Below are 17,206 nucleotides of genomic sequence, written 5' to 3'. Positions count from 1 at the left end.
GCACGCGGGTCGCGCGCGGCCGCCGGTGACCGGCCGCGCGGCCGTCCCGGCCCCTCGGTCAGACACCCCGCCCCGTCCGCTGGGCCAGCCGGAGCACCCGTTCCCCGGAGAGCAGCCCGAGCACCACGGGCACGGTCACCAGGACCCGCTTCTCCCGCGGGTTGAGCCGGAGCACCCGGCCCAGCTCCCGCACCGCCTCCCGGCGCCGCCGCCCGGAGGCGAGGGCGAAGGCGATCTGCCCGTGCAGCCGGGCCAGCCCGGTGCGGCTGCCGGCCAGCTCGGGGTGCTTGTCGATCAGGTACCGGGTGGCCTCGACGATCATCGCCCACCGGCCGAAGAAGAACGACCCGCCGTGCCAGTCCACCACCACCAGCACCTCGGGCACGATGACCACCGGCCCACGGGCGGCGATCCGCAGCAGCCACTCGTAGTCCTCGCCGTATCCGCCGGGCAGTTCCTCGTCGACCGGACCGACCGCGTCCCAGGTGGCCCGGGGCAGCAGGATGGTGCTCGAGTGCACCTCCATGATCCGGTCCTCGACGAAGTCGGCGAGGGTCACCTCGGTGGCGTCGAGCCGCCGCTCCTTGGCGATGCCCGGGCCCTCCAGACGGATGCCGCAGCTGACCGCGGCGGCGTCCGGGCGGGCGGTCAACAGCTCCACCTGGCGGCGCAGCTTGCCCGGCAACCAGCGGTCGTCGTCGTCGCAGAAGGCGAGCAGGTCGTGGGACGCCTCGGCGGCACCGGTGTTGCGGCCCCCCGGCAGCCCCCGCGAGTGGCTGTTGGTGACGTGGCGCAGCGTCCGGCCGGCCGGCACCGGGAGGTCCAGCGGCCGGACCTCGGTGTGGTCGTAGACGACCAGGCACTCCACCGAACCGGGGTAGTCCTGGTCGAGCACCGCGCCGACGGCGCGTTCCAGCAGTCCCGGACGGTCCCGGGTGGCCACCACCACGGTCACCGGCGGGAACGCCTGCGCGGCGACGTCCGGCCGGTCGTGGTCAGCCACGGTCGGCTCCGGTCAGCACGAATCCGAACGGCTCCACGCCGACCGAGCGCAGCCGTTCCACCAGCTGGGTCAGCTGGGACAGCCGGGTCCGGTCCCGGGCGGCGACCAGCACCGCCCGGCCCTCCCGGGCGGCCCGTACGCCCCGCTCGTCGTGCAGCGCGGGCGGCCCGTCCAGCAGGGTGAGTCCGTCGGCCGGCGGGGCGTCGAGCGGGACGAGCATGACGCTGCCCGGCCCGATCCGCAGCTCCTGCCCGTCGGTCCGGCCGGGCGCGACGCCCGCCGTGGCGGGGCGGGGCGGCGGGATCACCTGGGTCTGCTCCTCGTTGGGGGTGGACCGGTACACCGCGCCGTTCTTCGCGTCCGGGGTGGGGAACGGACGCGGCTTGCGGACGGCGGGGATCACCGCGGTCTCGTCCGGGTCGCCACCGCCGGCCGCGACGGCCGGGCCACCGGCGGCGACCGGCGCGGCCGTCGGCACCGGCCGCTGCCGGGGCAGCGGGGCCGGCGTCGGCTCGACCGGCGGGTTGCGGCGCTGGGCCTCCAGCATCAGCGGGCGGATCCGCTCCAGGCTCTCCGGGGTGACCCCGAGCCGGACCTCGTGGCCGCCGCCGGCGAGCACCGCGGCCAGCCCGGCGGTCACCTGCTCACGCCCCTCGTCCGCGGCCGAGGAGAGCACCACCAGCGGGCCGCGCTGCGGGCCGTCCACCCAGCGGGCCAGCGCCAGCGCCAGGTAACGCAGGTCGGCCTCGTCGGGCTGCCCGCCCCGCAGCCGGCGGACCGTGCCGAGCAGCGGCGCGCCGATCGCCGACACCGCCTCCGCCGTGGTCCGCAGCCGCCGGTCCAGGGACTCCCGCACGAAGGCCAGCAGCCCGCCGAGCAGCAGCCCGCCGAGCAGGCCGCCGACGAGGATCAGCGGGGCGCCGTCCCGGCTGGACGGTACGGGCGCGCGGGCGGCGCTGGTGATCGAACCGGGACTGAGATCCGCGGAGGCGATCTTGGAGCGTTGCTCGGCCAGCGTGGCGAGCTGGTCGTTGAGCGCCCGCAACTGGTCCAGCAGGGCGCTGGTACGCGGCGACGGGCTCTCCGCCGACTGGTTGGCGGGCAGCGACTTCTGCGTGGTGGTGCGCTGGGCGGTCACCACCGCGATGGTGTCGTCGTAGGACTTCAGCACCGCCGCGCGCTGGTTCTCGTAGATGCCCCGGCGCAGGTCCAGGTACGCCCGGGCCGCCCCGTTGGCGCCGTCGACGGCCTCCCGCTCGCTGTGCGCGGCGTACGCGAAGCGCATCACCTGACCGCCGACCGGGGTCTCCACCTGGAGCGCGTCGGCCACCTCCTCGGTGTCCCGCCCGGTGATGGCGGCGACCTTGTCGATGACCTCGTTGCTGGTCGCGATGCCGCTCTCGGCCGTCATGTTCACCGCCCGGTCGGCGCCCCCGGAGGGCACCGAGAACGGGTCGGTGACCACCGGGCGGACCACCACGGCGGTGGTCGCGGTGTAGCTGGCCGGCAGCACGAACAGGTAGACCAGCACGGCCGCCAGCACCGACGCGGCCGTGGCGAGCACGGTCCGCCACCGCCGTACCGGGATGCGCGCCAGCTCGGCCAGGCCGACCGGGTGTTGCCGAGCGGCGACGTCGGTCACGTCCATCAGTCAGGTCCTTGCACGATGAGGGGTGGGTGTCCGGGCGGACGGTCCGCCGGCGTCCAGCGGGACGCCGGCGGACCACCGGGCCGGACCGTCAGGAGGTGGCGAAGAAGAGCGTCCGGCTGGACCAGTTCACCGCACCGCCGGCCGGTGCGAGCTGGACCGCGGCGGCACCGTCCACCGCCGACCCGGTGAACGGCACGGTACGCAACGAGCCGTCCGACCAGCCGTACACGATCTTGCCGTTGACCCAGGCCATGCCCCGCACGCTGCCCCAGGCCAGGCCGGTGCTGGGCAGGGTGAACTCGGTGCAGCCGACGATGTAGCCGTCCGGCTCCAGGTACCGGTAGAACAGGCTGTTCGTGCCGGACCGGGTGTAGTACATCCTGCCGTCGAGGTAGAACGCGCCGGTCATCGTCGCCGGCTTGAACCAGTCGTTGTAGCCGCTGCTGATCCAGGGCGCGCCGACCGAGCCGCCCGAGAAGATCGACACCTCCAGGTAGCTGCCGTTCGGCGCGCTCGCGTCGGTCTTGGACCAGTAGAGCTTGTTGCCGACCGAGAAGGACGCCCCGGCGGCGGTGAGGTTCGGCTGGCTGGTGCCGACCGGGGTGCCGAGGGTCGTACCGTCGAACGGCACCTTGGTCGCCTGCCCGGCGGTGGCGGAGACGTAGAGGTAGCCGGACGCGGCGGACGGCGCGTTGGTGGCCGCGACCGTACGCCCGCCGGAGAGCGGGAACAGGCCCATCCGGCCGTGGTACTCGTTGCCCAGGCCGTCGGAGTCGAAGCCGGCGTACAGGCCGGTGCTGCCGCGCCACAGCTCCCACATGATCGGGCCCCAGGTGGTGGTGCCCGACGGCGCGCCCGAGCGGCCCGGGTTCCAGACCAGCGGCAGGCCGTTGATCGGGTCGAGGGCGCCGAGGCCGAACCGGTTGATCGCGCCCGCGCCGGCCGAGTCGTCGCCGTTGGCGTTGTTCAGCCAACGGAAGTGGCCGCCGACGTAGACCACGTTGTCGGCGGCCTCGACCGAGGTCACCGAGTCGGTGCCGGTGTAGTCGACCCAGGTGGCGTCGATGCCGGCGCCCCGGTCGGCGGTCTCGAACCGGGCGACCGCGTCGCAGTACGCCCCGGCGCCCCGGCCGCCGTCGGCGATGATGACGAAGTACGTGCCGTCGTCGGAGAAGTCGACGTCCCGGGCGTAGAACGGGAAGGCCCAGTTGTAGCAGGGCGCGACGTACCGCTGGGTGCTCCAGTTCGCCACCGCCGGGGTGCCGGCCAGGTCGACCACCACGACCTGGTTGCGGGCCTGCCCGTTGACCTGCGTGAAGTTGCCGACCGCCACCAGCGTCCGGTTGTCCGGCGCGACCGCGAGGCCCCAGACCAGCTCGCTGCTGTCCCGGGCGACGCTGGCGTCGATCTGGAAGCTCGGGTCGATCGCGCCGGTGGTGGCGTCCAGCCGGGCGAGCAGCGAGTGCTGGGTGCCGTTGACCCAGTGGAACGCGCCGCCGATGTAGAGCTGGTTGCCGACCACGATGGTGCGCCGGACCAGGCCGCCGTCGCTGCGCCCGACCCAGCTGGTCACGGTGGCGCCGGTGGTCGGGTCCAGCTCGACCAGGTTCTTGCGGCTGACCCCGTTCACGGTCACGAACGCGCCGCCGACGATGAGCTTGCCGTCGGGGCTGACCGCGAGGGCGTGCACCGCGCCGTCCAGCACCGGGGCGAAGCCCGTCTTCAGCGCGCCGGTGGCCCGGTCGTACGCGAAGAGGTAGTTGCGGGTGGTCCAGCCCGCGTCGGCCGCCGCCTTCACCGAGGTGAACGACCCGCCGACGTAGACGGTGCCACCGATCTCGGCGAACGCCTTGGTGTCGCCGTTCTGCGCGTGCGGGATGTTGTCCGCCGGGTTCGCCGAGGTGAGCGTGCTGGTGACCGGCGTGAGGTCCGCCGCGCGGGCCGGCGCGGCGAGCAGCCCGACGGCGAGCACGGGCGCGGCGAGCGCGGCGAGCCACCGCCCCGGCCGAGACGTTCTGTGAAGCACTGGCGCCCCCAAAGAGGTAGTTAACTCACGGGTAGCTTGCTCGGAACGGACATTCAGCACCATCAACCGACCGGTCCGCGCCATCGGCGGCTCGGTCCGGCCCGGCCGTACGGGTCGCGGCCCGTGCCTCCAGTGCGGGCGACGGTCCGCTGTCGACCGGGGTGGCCGGCTGCCGGACCGTCCACCCTGGCCCGTCCTCATGCCGCCGTCCACTGGAACGGCGCGACGGCGCCGGCGGCCACCGTCCAGGCGGCCGCCTCCGCCAGGTCCTCGGCCGTCACGGCGTCGGCCTCCCGGGCCAGGACCAGCCCCCGGCGGTCCAGTTGCCGGGCCAGTTCGACCTGGTGGTCGTCGACGTGCTCGGCGTGCCGCCGGCGGCGCGGCACGAAGACGGCCCGGCGGCCGGCCCGCATCGCGGCCAGCGCCGAGCCCACCCCGGCGTGGGTCACCACGACGTCCGCCTCCCGCATCGCCTGCTGCATCTCCGCGTACGGGACCTGCGCGCGGGCGTCGGCCGGCAGCCGGGGGATCCGGGTCGAGCCGACCTGCCAGAGCACCTCCGCCTCCGGTGGCAGCACCTCGACGAGACGGGACAGCAGCCGGGGGAAGCCGAACCGCCCGTGGGTCCCGAGGGCCACGACGATCCGGGACACCGGTCGCGGCCGGGGCACCCGGGTGGCCCGGTAGCCGTCGAAGACGGTGCCGCCGTAGCGCCACCGCGCGTCGGCCCAGCCCGGGTACTGCGTGTAGAGCCGGGTCCGCGGCACCCGGGCGACCAGCCGGCCGGTGAGCGAGGGTCCCTCGGTACGGGTCGCGCTCTCGATGTAGTGGCAGTCCAGCCCCCGCCGGCTGGCCGGAACGAAGAACGACATGGCCACGCTGGCACCGGTGCTGACCACCCGGGTGAACCGCCCGCCGCGCAGCACCCGGCGGGCGGCGAGCAGGTCGCGGACCGCGCCGACGGCGTCCCGGGTGGTCGCGGGCGGGACGTGGATGACCTCCTGACCGTCCAGCAGGGAGCGGCTCTGCGGCGAGTCGAAGGTCGCCCAGACGCAGTCGCCGGGCAGGCCGAGCCGGGGGTGCAGGTCGTACAGCTCGGCGAGGTGCCCGCCGGTGGAGGCCACGAGAAGGGTCGTCACGTCGTTGTCCGACTTCCGTTCGAGGGGGGGGACGGGCGGGTCACGGCCGTCAGGTGCCGGCGGTCGCCCGCTCCCGCGGGGCGGCGGTGGGCCGGTCCGTCGCGGGCCGGACCCGACCCTCGGCGACCAGCACGGCGAGCACCATGACGCCGGTGAGCAGGGTGCCGAAGATCCAGCCCCCGATCACGTCGGTGAACCAGTGCTTCTCGGCGTAGACGCGGGTGTATCCCTCCACGCAGACCAGCACGGACAGCCCGGTGACCAGGCCGATCCGCACGCGACGGGGGATCCGCCCGGTGAGCGCGACGAACACCAGGATGGTGCCGAAGGTCATCGCCACCCGGGCACAGCCGCCGGACGGGTAGGTGCCCAGGTCCGTCGGGGGGTGGCCCCGGTCGACCACCCGCGCCAGGATCTCCTGGGTGTACTGCTCGACGACGAACTGCAGCGGCAGCGCGACCAGCGGGAGCCACCAACGCCGGCGGCGCCAGGCCACGGCCAGCGCGACGGCGGCGACCACGGTCACCCACTTGAGCGGGTACCGGTCGCCGATCGCGGTGACGAAGGAGTTGATCCCGGCCCACGGCTCGGCCCGGCGCGCGTGCACGTAGTCGAAGACCGGGTGGTCGACGTGGGGTTCGAGCCGGGACAGGGCCTCGCCGAGGGGCCAGCAGAGGGCGACGACCGCCGCGGAGCCGGCGAGCAGCACGGCCCCGGCGGCGCCGAGCCGGCCGACGGCGGCGGTGAGCCCGGCGACGGCGACCCGCAGCCGGTCGGCGCTCCGGCTCGCCGCCACCGCCGGCGCCCACCGGACGGCCAGCCACGGGACCAGCACCGCCGGCACGAGCACGGCGAACGCCCCGCACGCGTAGATGAGGGTCACCGCCGCCCACCGCCCGTCCCGGGCGGCGCGACGCGCGTCGGTTCTCTTGCCATGCCAGCCACCGGCCGGACCTCCCCGCACCATGGGGTCCCGGGCGGTGCCCCACGCGCCTCCCGGGCCGGATCGAACCCGTCACCGCCGACGAACGGTGATCGAGTGGTGACACCCTAGTGGAGCATTCCTCGCAGTGGGTAGCCAAGACAGCGCTCTGCGGCATTTTCCCGGGTTTGCCGGTCGCCTTCCCGACAGCCGGCCGGCCTACCCGCGGGGCGACCCCAGCCGGTCGGCGAGCAGGTGCAGCAGCGCGGGGTGCAGCTTGTCGCTCCAGCCCCCGCCGCCCGCGGCGAGTTCCGCGGTCCGCAACCACAGCTCGGCGAGGTAGGCGTCGGCGACGAGGCGCCGACGCGCCGGGTCGAGGCCGAGGGTGTCGCCGTACCGCGCCAGCACCGCGGTCATCTCCCCGGCCGCCTCGGCCGCCGGCCGCCCGCGCAGCGACAGGGCACTCTGGAACGCGTGGTGCGCGAGATCGAAGCCGACCGGCCGCCCGGGACCGCTGTTCTCCCAGTCCCAGGCGACGAGGCCCCCCCGGTGGATGCCGAGGTTCCACGGCACCCAGTCGCCGTGCCAGTGGCCGAACTCCAGTGTGGTCGTGCCGTCCCGGTCGGCGAGGGCGGCCAGCGCGACGCCGACCGGGCCGCCGACGCGGCCCGCGCGGGCGGTGAGGTCGGCCAGGAACGGGGAGCCGGCGAGCGGCCGGGGCGGGGCCGGCCGGCCACCGCGCCGGGCGACCGCGAGCATCGCGGCCACCTCCGGCCGGTCCGGCCGGGGCAGCCGGCGCACCCCGGCGGGCATCGGCTCGACCAGGGTGACCGCCAGGTCACCCCAGCCGAACTCGCGCAGCAGGCGGGGCACCGCCGGCAGGTCGCCGACGTCGCGGGGCAGTTCGCGCAGCGCCTCGGCCTCCGCGCGGACCATCGCCCGCGTCGCGTCGTTCCAGCCGACCTTCGCGTACGCCCACGCGGCGCCCCGCTCGTCGAAGAGCTGCAACGTCGGCTTGTGGTGCGGGTCGGGCGGCCGGATGCCGACGGCGGCGTGCAACGGCCGGCCCGCCACGCGGGCCAGGTGGGCGGTGAGCAGCAGTTCGGCGGGCTCGGCGGCGGCCGGGACGGCCACGGTGAGCACCGGCATCCGGGCCAGCCGGGTCGCCCCGAGTCCGGCCAGCACGCCGACGGCGACCCGGTTGGCCCGCACCCGGGGTGGCCGCAGCGCGTTGTACGCCAGCGTCGACGCCGCGCCGACCCGCCGGGACGCCAGCGGGAGCAGGAACTTCGCCCGCGCCAGCGAGGGGACCACCGCGTACCGGGCGACGGTGTGGTGACCGGGCGGCGGGGCGGCGGGGCCCGGGGCGACCCCGAGCCACAGCCGCTGGTCACCGAAGATCGCCCGGCTCACCCAGCCGATGCCGTCCCGGCGGTCCCGTGGATCCTCGATCACGTCCGTGCCCTCCCCTGTCCCGGTCGCGCCCCGTGGCGGCCACGATAGGTGCCACCGGCCAGCGCCGGCCGCCCGGTCAGCGTTGCCAGACGCGGACGTGGTCGATCCGGAAGTCGGCGGGGAAGGCGGTGGCCGGGTCGGGCGCGCCGAGCCAGCCCCCGACCTGGAAGTTCAGCCGCAGGTTGTACGGCTTGGTGAAGACCTCGTCGAACCACGGGGTGGTGCCGCGGTCCCGCTGCCAGACCTGCCGGCCGTCGACGTACCAGCGGATCACGCCGGGCTCCCACTCGGTGGTGTACGTGTGGAAGCCGTCGCCCGGGTGCCCGGTCGGGAACGCCCAGCGCTGGTCCTGCTTGACCGGGCTGTAGTCGTAGAAGACGGCCTGGGTGGCGGCCCGGTGGTGCGCCGCTCCACCGGGCAGCTCGACCACGTCGATCTCGCCCTTGCCGCCGTCGTCCGGCCGCAGCCAGAACGCCGGCCACAGGCCCTGCGAGCCGGTCGGCCCGTTGGGCGACTCGGCCCGGATCTCGAACCGGCCGTAGCGGAACGACGCCTTGCCGATGGTGTCGAGGTAGCCCTCGGTGTACTGCCGCGGCTGCCCGGCGCAGACGATGCTCCGCCGCTGCGCCCGCAGGGTCAGCACCCCGCCGGCGACGAGCACGTTCTCCGGATCGTCCACGTTGCACCCGAGGTCGACGTCGCGCGGCTCGCCGTCGCGCACGGTCCACTTCGACCGGTCGACCGCCGTGCCGTCGAACTCGTCCGACCAGACCAGCCGCCAGCCCGGGACGTGCGTGCCGGGGCGCTCGGTCGGGGGCGCCTCGGCGGCGACCCGGGGCAGCGCCACGGCGGTGGCGGCGATCAGGGGCACGGCCAGGACGCCGAGCAGCAGGGGCCGCCGGCGGCGCCCGGCGGCCGGACGGTCGGACGGGAGTGGCGGGTGCCCGGTCACGGAACTCCCTCGGTCGGCGACGAGTCCCGTCGGCAGCGTATCGACCGGGGGCACCGCCGGTGGGACGCGAGCGACCGGGCCGGATCAGGCGCGCGCCGCCGCCAGCGCCGCGCGCATCGCGTCGACCGGGGCGGGCACCCCGGTGAACTGCGCGAACTGGCCGACCGCCTGGGCCAGCAGCAGGTCCAGCCCGGAGATCACCCGGCAGCCGGCGGTGAGCGCCGAGGCCGCGAGCGGGGTGGGCCAGGGATCGTAGAGGGCGTCGAAGAAGACCGACCCCGGACGCCAGTCGAAGTTGTCGGCGAGGGGGTCGGCCACCCCCTTCGGCACCGTCGAGATCACCAGGTCGGCGCGGGCGTGCGCCGGGGCGCCGTCCCAGTCGGCGCCGGCGAGCGGCACGCCGACCGCCGCGGCCACCGGGCGCAGCTCGTCGATCGCCGCGGGGCGGCGGGCCACCACGGTCACCTCGGCCGCGCCGATCCGGGCCGCCGCCGCGAGGGCGGCCCGGGCGGTGCCGCCGGCGCCGAGCACCGTCACCACGGCACCCGCCACGCAACCGGCGGCGGTGAGCACGTCGACCATGCCGGTGACGTCGGTGTTGTCGGCGTACCAGGTGCCGTCCGGCCGGCGTACCAGCGTGTTGGCGGCGCCGACGGCGGCGGCGACCGGCGACACCTCGTCGGCCACCGCGAGCGCCGCCTCCTTGCCCGGCATGGTCACCGACAGCCCGGCCCACTCCGGGCCCAGGCCCGCGACCAGGCCGGCCAGCTCGTCGGCCGCGCACTCGATCCGGGTGTAAGACCAGCCGACCAGCCCGGCCGCCGCGTACCCGGCCTGGTGGATGACCGGGGAGAGCGAGTGGGCGATCGGCTTGCCCACGACGGCGGCCCTCACGCGCAGTTGGTTCCCGTCAGCACCTTGTTGTCGCACATCGTCTTGATGAGCCTGCGGTACTCGGCGTCGTTGGAGCCGTAGCCCATCGTGCCCTTCTTGTCGATGGTCATGAAGAAGATCCAGTCCCCCGGCGGCGGATTCAGCGCGCCCTTGAGCGCGCCCTCGCCCGGGTTGCTGATCGGGGTGATCGGCAGGCCCGCCACGTTGTGCGTGTTGTACGGGTTCTTCAGGTCGTTGATCTCGCTCTGCAGCAGGTCGTTGGAGTCCTTCGGGTCCTTCCCCTGCAGCCGGAACCAGTAGTTGATGCCGCTGTCGATGCCGAGGCACTTGCAGCCGATCTTGCCGGCGTAGACCCGGTTGTAGATCACCCGGGAGACCTTCGGGAAGTCCTTCGGGTCGACCGACTCGGCCTGGGCGATGGAGGCGGTGATCAGCGCCTCGTACGGCGAGATGTTCCGCTCCTTCTGCGCCTTGTCGACGAAGTCGATCTCCTTGGTGACGCGGAGGAACTCGTCCACCATCATCGACAGGATCTGTTCGGCGGTGGCCTTCGGCGGGATCTCGTAGGTGGCCGGGTAGAGGAAGCCCTCGATGCTCTTGGGGCCCTTCTTGCCGTCCTGCCGGTTGAACCAGAAGGCCGGCACGCCCAGCTTGACCGGATCCTTCGCCGCCTCCTTGAACTCGGCGACCGGGATCTTGGTCTGCTTGGACAGGATCGCGTAGATGTTCAAGCTGATCGTGCCCTCGGGGATGGTGACCCCGTTGACCACCCGGCTCTTCGGGTCCAGCAGCAGGTTCACCGCGTCGGCGGCCTTCATCTGCTTGCGGACCTTGTACCGGCCGACCTGGATGTTCTTGCTGCGGGAGTTGGCGTCGGCGGCCTCGATGAACGCCTTGGTGCTCTTCACCACACCGGCGTCGTAGAGGGTGTTCCCGATGTCGGTGAGGGTGTCGCCCGCCTTGACCTCGACCAGCGCCTCGCCGGTGCCCGGCCCGCTGTAGTCGGGGGTGACGAAGTGGTTACGGATCCGGTCGAAGCCGATGTACGCCCCGCCGCCGATACCGCCCAGCAGCACGAGCGCCATCAGGAGGGCGAAGATCGTCTTGCCCCGGCCGCCGCCGGACTTGCCCTGCCGCTTGCGTACCGCGCCGCGCCGGTGCCGGCCCTTCTCCCCCCTCTCCGACTCTTCGAACCCCAGGTCAAGATCGTCGATCATTGCGTCCGCCTCCGCTGTGCGTCCAGCCAGCTCTGCAGAATCTCCACCGCGGCGGCCTGGTCGACCACCGCCCGTTGGCGCTTTCCCCGGACGCCCCGTTCGGCCAGCCTACGACTCGCGACCACGGTCGACATCCTCTCGTCCGTGAGCGTCACCGGAATTGGCCCCATTACATCGGCCAACCGGGCAGCGTACGCCGATACGTTCGCCGCCGCCGGGCCGTGCTTTCCGGCGAGGTTGACCGGCAGGCCGACGACGATCTCCACCGCCTCGTGCTCGGCGGCCAGCCGGACCAGCTCGGCCATGTCGGTGGGCACCGCGTCCGGCGCCGCGGTCAGGTCGCGGGCGAGGGTGACCAGCGGGGTGGCCAGGATGCCGTGCGGATCGGAGCGGGCCACCCCGACCCGGACCTGCCCGACATCGACTCCGAGACGCACCCCTCGGGACGGTTCAGCCATCTACCGGACACTTCCCCTCCGGTACGGGCCAGGGCGGACCGGATGGTCCGCCCTGGCGTCGATCGGTGCCGGCCATCACGCCTCGGCGATGGCCTTCTCGACGGTCAACAACAGGTTCGGGGCCTCCGCGGCCGGCAGGCCACCGCCCTGGGCGAGGTCGTCGCTGCCGCCGCCCCGGCCGGAGAAGGCCGCCTTCACCAGGTCCTTGGCGCTCAGCCCCCGACCGCGGGCGGCCGGGTTGACCGCCACCACGAGGGACGCCTTGCCGTTCGACCGGGCCGCCACCGCGACCACCGCCGGCCGGGCCGGGTCGATCCGGCCCCGGATCTCCTGGGCCAGGGTCCGCACGTCGTTGGCGGCCGCGCCCTCCGGCGCCTCGGTGCCGACGTACGCGACGCCCCGCACGTCCTTCGCCCCGGCCGCGAGGCTCGCGGCGCCGCCCAGCACCAGCTGGGCGCGGAGCTTCTCCAGCTCCTTCTCCGCGTCGCGGAGCTGGGTGACGGTCTGCTCCACCCGGTCCGCGACCTGCTCGCCGGGGACCCGGAACAGCTCGGCCAGCCGGGACACCAGCAGGTGCTCGCGGGCCAGGAAGCCGAACGCGTCCATGCCGACCAGCGCCTCGATCCGGCGCACGCCGGAGCCGACCGAGGCCTCGGAGAGGATCTTCACCAGGCCGAGCTGCGCCGAGCGGGCCACGTGCGTGCCGCCGCACAGCTCCCGGGCGTAGTCGCCGACCTCGACGACCCGGACCCGCTCGCCGTACTTCTCGCCGAACAGCGCCATCGCGCCGATCCGGCGGGCCTCCTCCTGGCTGGTGATGAAGGCGTGCACCTCCAGGTCGGCCAGGAGCACCTCGTTGACCTGCTGCTCCACGTCGTGCAGCACGCTCGGCGCCACCCCGGTCGGGGTGTTGAAGTCGAACCGCAGCCGGCCCGGCGCGTTCAGCGAACCCGCCTGGGTCGCCGACTCGCCGAGGAAGTTTCGCATGGTCTGGTGCACCAGGTGGGTGGCGGTGTGCGAGCGGGAGATCGCCCGCCGCCGGGACACGTCGATCTCGGCGTACCCGGTCTCCCCGGCCCGCACCTCGCCCCGGACCACCTTGGCCCGGTGCACGATCAGCCCCGGCACCGGCTGCTGCACGTCGAAGACCTCGAGCTGGCCGCCGCCGACCGTGATGAGGCCCTGGTCGGGCTGCTGGCCGCCGCCCTCGGCGTAGAACGGGGTGGTGTCGAGCACCAGCTCGATCGTGTCCCCCTCGACCGCCGCGTTCACCTGCGCCCCGCCGGCGAGCAGCGCGCGCACCCGGGACTCCCGGTTCAGCTCGGTGTAGCCGGTGAACTCCACCGGACCGCCGCCGTCGAGCACCGACCGGTACGCCGACACGTCGGTGTGGCCGGTCTTGCGCGCCTGCGCGTCCGCCTTGGCCCGGCTGCGCTGGTCGGCCATCAGCCGGCGGAAGCCCTCCGCGTCGACCTGGAGGCCCTGCTCGGCCGCGATCTCCAGGGTCAGGTCGATCGGGAAGCCGTACGTGTCGTGCAGCTGGAACGCCTTGTCCCCGGAGATCGACGTCTGCCCGGCCGACTTGGTCTCCGCGATCGCGGTGTCCAGGATCGTGGTGCCGGCGCGCAGCGTGGCGAGGAAGGCGTCCTCCTCGGCGTACGCGTACTGCGAGATCCGGCCGAAGTCCTCGGCCAGCTCCGGGTACGACGGGGCCATGCAGTCCCGGGCCACCGGGAGCAGCTCGGGCAGCGCCCGCTCCTGGTAGCCGAGGAGGCGGACCGCCCGGATGGCCCGGCGCATGATCCGCCGCAGCACGTAGCCACGGCCCTCGTTCGACGGGGTCACCCCGTCGCCGATCAGCATCAGCGCGGTGCGCACGTGGTCGGCGATCACCCGCAGCCGCACGTCGTCCGGGTGCGACTCGCTGGCCGCGTGGCCGGAGTGCGCGCCGTACCGCTTGCCGGTCAGCTCGGCGGCCTTGTCCAGGATCGGCCGGACCTCGTCGATCTCGTAGAGGTTGTCGACGCCCTGCAGGATGGAGGCCATCCGCTCCAGGCCCATGCCGGTGTCGATGTTCTTCGCCGGCAGCTCACCGAGGATCGGGAAGTCCTCCTTGCCGACGCCCGGACCCCGCTCGAACTGCATGAAGACGAGGTTCCAGAACTCCAGGTAGCGGTCCTCGTCGACCTCCGGGCCGCCCTCCCGGCCGTACTCCGGCCCGCGGTCGTAGTAGAGCTCGGAGCACGGGCCGCACGGGCCGGGGATGCCCATCGACCAGAAGTTGTCCGCCTTGCCGCGCCGCACGATCCGCTCGGCCGGCACGCCGGTCCGCCGCCAGATGTCGTACGCCTCGTCGTCGTCGAGGTAGACCGTCGCCCAGATCCGCTCCGGGTCCAGCCCGAAGCCGCCCGCCTCGACCGGCTTGGTGGCCAGGTCCCAGGCGAGCGGGATCGCCCCCTCCTTGAAGTAGTCGCCGAAGGAGAAGTTGCCGTTCATCTGGAAGAACGTGCCGTGCCGGCTGGTCTTGCCGACCTCGTCGATGTCCGGCGTACGGATGCACTTCTGCACGCTGGTGGCCCGCCGGTACGGCGGGGTCTGCTGCCCGAGGAAGTACGGCACGAACTGCACCATGCCGGCGTTGATGAACAGCAGGTTCGGGTCGTTGATAGCGGGCAGCGGAGCCGACGGCACGACGGCGTGGCCGTTCGCCTCGAAGTGCGCCAGGAAGCGCCGCTTGATCTCCGCTGTCTTCACCGGTGGTCCTCTCCAAAAATCTCTCGATCGCCGATCCGCGGGTCCTCCCGCAGCTCGGCGAACTCGTCGTCGTACAACTCGCCGCGGGCGAAGGCCTCGTGGATCTCCTGCTCGCGCTCGGCCATCCCGGCCCGGACGTCGTCGACGAAGCCGCGCACCGATTCGACGAGGCTCCCGGCGGACTCGGACAGGCCGCTGGCGATGCCGGCCGGCGTGTACGCCTGCGCCGTGCGGGTGGCCTTGCGCACCACCAGCACCCCCACGGCCAGCCCGACACCGAGCCAGAACAACCGCTTCATGTCACATCCCTCCGCTCGGCCGGGTCACCGGTTGGCGCGCTTCTCAGCGCGGCGCCGCTGCTTGATGATGTCGCGGGCCGCGCGCTCGTCCTCCGCGTGCCGGCGGGCGGCGGCGGCCTTACGTACGCCGTAGCCGAAGGCGGCCACCTTGACCAGCGGGTTCGCCGCGGCGGCGGAGACCACGGCGGCGAGGTTCGCCACGTTGGCGGTGACGTTCTGCGCGTGGGTGGTCATGGTGTCCACCTTGGCGAGCTGGAGGTTGACCCCGTCGAGGGAGGTCTGCACCTGCTCCAGGGCGGTGTTGACGTTCTTCACCGTGGTGTTGACGTCGCCGATCAGCGGGGTGGTGCGCTCGTTCAGCTCGGTGATCATGCGGGTCGTCGCGTCCACGGTGTGCCGCAGCCGCAGGATCGGCACCGCCAGCACGAGCACCAGCATCAGGAACGCGCCGGCCGCGATCAGCGCAGCGATCTCTCCACCACTCACGCCCATGTCCTCCTCAAGCAGTGTCCCGGAGCCCGACGCCCCGGAACGCGCGACCGTCCTACCCGGTCCACGCCCCGCTGACCCGTCACCGGTCAGCGGGCGCGAACCGGCCCGCCAGCCCCAGACCCTACCGTCCGTGATGGAGCGCTGCTCACGACGGTGAGGGGGTCAGCTCGCCGAGCGGATCCTCGGTGAGGGTCGGGAACGGATCCTCACCGGTGAGTGACGGATCAGTGCTCGGCTGTGGTCCGGTCCGTTCGTCGTCGATCGCGTTGCGGACCTTCACCGAGACCAACGACCCGGTGCACTGTCCCGCTGCGGGCGAGGGCGCCGGGGACGGCGCGGGCTCCCCGTCCACCGGCGGCGGCACGCAGGTGGGGTCGCGTACCCAGAGGTCGAGGGTGAGCTCGTCCCGTCGCCAGCAGGTGTAGCTGCCCTTGACGTCCGCCTGCTCCGGGCAGCGGTCGACCTTCCAGCGCCGCCAGCCGTCCCTGGTCAGGGCCTGCTCGTAGACCTGGGCGGTCTCCTTCCACGGCTGCTGCGACTCGACGGTGCGCTCCCGCAGCCGGCAGTCCTGCAGGCACCAGCGGCTGCCGCTGACGTTGTCGACGGTCTTCTCCGCCGCCCAGGACGGCACCTCGAGCTGGTCGAGGGTGTCGAAGACCGGGTCGTGGCTGAGCGTACGCAGCCCGAAGTAGAGCGGGACCGCACCCAGCAGCACCAGGCTGACCAGGGCGAGGATGCCCATCCGCAGCCGCCGCCGCTCGCGCATCTGCCGGCGCAGCTCGGACCGGGCGCCCCGCAGGCCGCCGCCGGCACCGGCGTCCTCCGCTGGCTCGGCGTCGGGCCGGCGCAGCGCGGGCCCGTCGGCCGCTCCGGGTCGTGGCCCGGCCGGCTCCCCCGGCGGTACGACCGCGGCCGCCCGGGCCACCGCCGGCCCGCCGGCCCCCGGCGGGGGTACGGCGACCGGGCCACCCGGACCCGGCCGGTGCGCCTCCGGCCCGGCCGGGGTGGCCCGCCCGGCCGGTCGCTCGTCGGGTCCGCCGGGTCGGGGCACCGAGGCGGCCGCCCGGGCCACCGCCGGTCCCCCGGCCAGCGCGCCCGGCTCGCCACCGGGTTGCGGACCGTGCCCTTCGTCGCCCGGGGTACGCGGCGGGACCGGACCCTCCGGGCCCGGTCGAGCCGCACCGCGGGCCGGCCCGGCACCACGGGGGTCGCCGACCGGACCGTCACCACGGGAGCCGCCGCCGGCCGGACCGCCACCACGCGGTCCACCGGCCGGTGCGCCGCCGCGCGGGTCACCCCCACCCACGTCACCACCGCGCGGGACGCCGGCCGCAGGGGCACCGCCACGCGGAGCGCCGCCGGCCGGAGCCGGGCCGCCGGGGCGCGCGGCGCCCCGGGCCGGACCCGGCCGGTCGGCCTGCACCGGCGGCACGGCCGCGGCGGCGGCCCGCCCGGTCGGGGCCCGGTCGGCGCCACCGGGCACGGTGGGCCGGCCGGCGGTCGACTCCCCGACCGGCGAACCGGTGGGCCGGGCGATCGTCGGCAAGGCGGGATCGGTGTGCGGGGTGCGCCCGGCCTGACGGAGCCAGTCGGCCGGCCGCTCGGGGCGCTGCGGACGCGGCTCGTCGGCGTCGTCGCGGGTCCGGCGTGGGCCCGGGGCGGCCCCCGCGGACCGGCGACCGTCCGGCGCCGGCGGCGGGCCACCGGCCGGCGCTCCCGCGCCCTCGGCCGCGCCCCGGGCGCCGGCGCGCCTCGGCGCCTCGTCCGGCGCCGCCCGACGACCGGACGGCCGCGCGTCGTCGTCCGCGACGCCGCGCCGGCCGGCGCGGGTCGTGGGTTCGCCGGCGGACCGACGCCCGGCGGGCATCGCCGCACCGTCGGGAGCCGATCGGCGACCGGGTGACGCGGTGTCCTCGGGAGCCGCCCGGCGACCGGCCGGTGGCG

General features: G+C 74.6%; 14 protein-coding genes. All 14 read right to left on the bottom strand.

Translation table 11 applies throughout. The annotated features are described in order from the left end of the window. Window positions 1-58 precede the first annotated feature (58 nt). The 14 genes from ACGFI9_RS28440 to ACGFI9_RS28375 all read right to left on the bottom strand — a co-directional run bounded on the left by ACGFI9_RS28440 (window position 59) and on the right by ACGFI9_RS28375 (window position 16,028). Entirely contained in the window at window positions 59-1,003 is a 945-nt protein-coding gene (locus tag ACGFI9_RS28440) for a glycosyltransferase family 2 protein (protein ID WP_393182687.1), read from the bottom strand. Then, window positions 996-2,651: a Wzz/FepE/Etk N-terminal domain-containing protein gene (locus tag ACGFI9_RS28435; protein WP_393182685.1), complete on the bottom strand. Its 1,656-nt coding sequence runs from the start codon at window positions 2,649-2,651 to the stop codon at window positions 996-998. Before ACGFI9_RS28435 ends, ACGFI9_RS28440 begins: the two co-directional genes overlap by 8 nt. 91 nt (window positions 2,652-2,742) lie before the next feature. Beyond that, on the bottom strand, window positions 2,743-4,743 hold the full coding sequence (locus tag ACGFI9_RS28430) for a delta-60 repeat domain-containing protein (RefSeq protein ID WP_393182822.1): 2,001 nt from the start codon (window positions 4,741-4,743) through the stop codon (window positions 2,743-2,745). Window positions 4,744-4,877: 134 nt separating this feature from the next. Continuing rightward, complete coding sequence (locus ACGFI9_RS28425) at window positions 4,878-5,819, bottom strand: glycosyltransferase (RefSeq protein WP_393182683.1); 942 nt, start codon at window positions 5,817-5,819, stop codon at window positions 4,878-4,880. Between the two features lie 49 nt (window positions 5,820-5,868). Then, the gene (locus ACGFI9_RS28420; RefSeq protein WP_393182681.1) at window positions 5,869-6,702 is read right to left on the bottom strand and encodes a phosphatase PAP2 family protein; all 834 of its coding nucleotides are present in this window, start codon (window positions 6,700-6,702) and stop codon (window positions 5,869-5,871) included. Between the two features lie 258 nt (window positions 6,703-6,960). Beyond that, on the bottom strand, window positions 6,961-8,196 hold the full coding sequence (locus tag ACGFI9_RS28415) for a hypothetical protein (protein WP_393182679.1): 1,236 nt from the start codon (window positions 8,194-8,196) through the stop codon (window positions 6,961-6,963). 76 nt (window positions 8,197-8,272) lie between these two features. Then, window positions 8,273-9,148 carry a family 16 glycosylhydrolase gene (locus tag ACGFI9_RS28410; protein WP_393182678.1) on the bottom strand — a complete coding sequence of 292 codons (876 nt, stop codon included), beginning with the start codon at window positions 9,146-9,148 and terminating at the stop codon, window positions 8,273-8,275. An 84-nt stretch (window positions 9,149-9,232) separates the two neighbouring features. Beyond that, the gene (locus ACGFI9_RS28405) at window positions 9,233-10,042 is read right to left on the bottom strand and encodes a shikimate dehydrogenase (protein ID WP_393182676.1); all 810 of its coding nucleotides are present in this window, start codon (window positions 10,040-10,042) and stop codon (window positions 9,233-9,235) included. After that, window positions 10,039-11,259 carry an endolytic transglycosylase MltG gene (mltG, locus tag ACGFI9_RS28400; protein ID WP_393182674.1) on the bottom strand — a complete coding sequence of 407 codons (1,221 nt, stop codon included), beginning with the start codon at window positions 11,257-11,259 and terminating at the stop codon, window positions 10,039-10,041. The genes ACGFI9_RS28405 and mltG overlap by 4 nt, the downstream gene beginning before the upstream one ends. Then, a complete protein-coding gene (gene ruvX / locus ACGFI9_RS28395) occupies window positions 11,256-11,717 on the bottom strand; it encodes a Holliday junction resolvase RuvX (RefSeq protein ID WP_393182672.1) in 462 nt (153 codons plus the stop codon). The genes mltG and ruvX overlap by 4 nt, the downstream gene beginning before the upstream one ends. Window positions 11,718-11,792: 75 nt before the next feature. Then, window positions 11,793-14,471 carry an alanine--tRNA ligase gene (alaS, locus tag ACGFI9_RS28390; protein ID WP_393182670.1) on the bottom strand — a complete coding sequence of 893 codons (2,679 nt, stop codon included), beginning with the start codon at window positions 14,469-14,471 and terminating at the stop codon, window positions 11,793-11,795. Further along, a complete protein-coding gene (locus ACGFI9_RS28385) occupies window positions 14,468-14,770 on the bottom strand; it encodes a DUF6167 family protein (protein WP_393182668.1) in 303 nt (100 codons plus the stop codon). The genes alaS and ACGFI9_RS28385 overlap by 4 nt, the downstream gene beginning before the upstream one ends. 24 nt (window positions 14,771-14,794) lie before the next feature. Further along, a complete protein-coding gene (locus ACGFI9_RS28380; RefSeq protein WP_393182666.1) occupies window positions 14,795-15,256 on the bottom strand; it encodes a DUF948 domain-containing protein in 462 nt (153 codons plus the stop codon). Between the two features lie 151 nt (window positions 15,257-15,407). Next, window positions 15,408-16,028 (bottom strand): hypothetical protein, encoded by a 621-nt coding sequence (locus ACGFI9_RS28375; RefSeq protein ID WP_393182820.1) that lies wholly within the window; start codon window positions 16,026-16,028, stop codon window positions 15,408-15,410. Window positions 16,029-17,206: the final 1,178 nt, after the last annotated feature.

The sequence above is a fragment of the Micromonospora sp. NPDC048930 genome (assembly GCF_043197935.1).
Lineage (GTDB): Bacteria > Actinomycetota > Actinomycetes > Mycobacteriales > Micromonosporaceae > Micromonospora.
The sequence above is the reverse complement of the archived record's forward strand: the minus strand, read 5'-3'. Positions and strand labels throughout refer to the sequence as shown.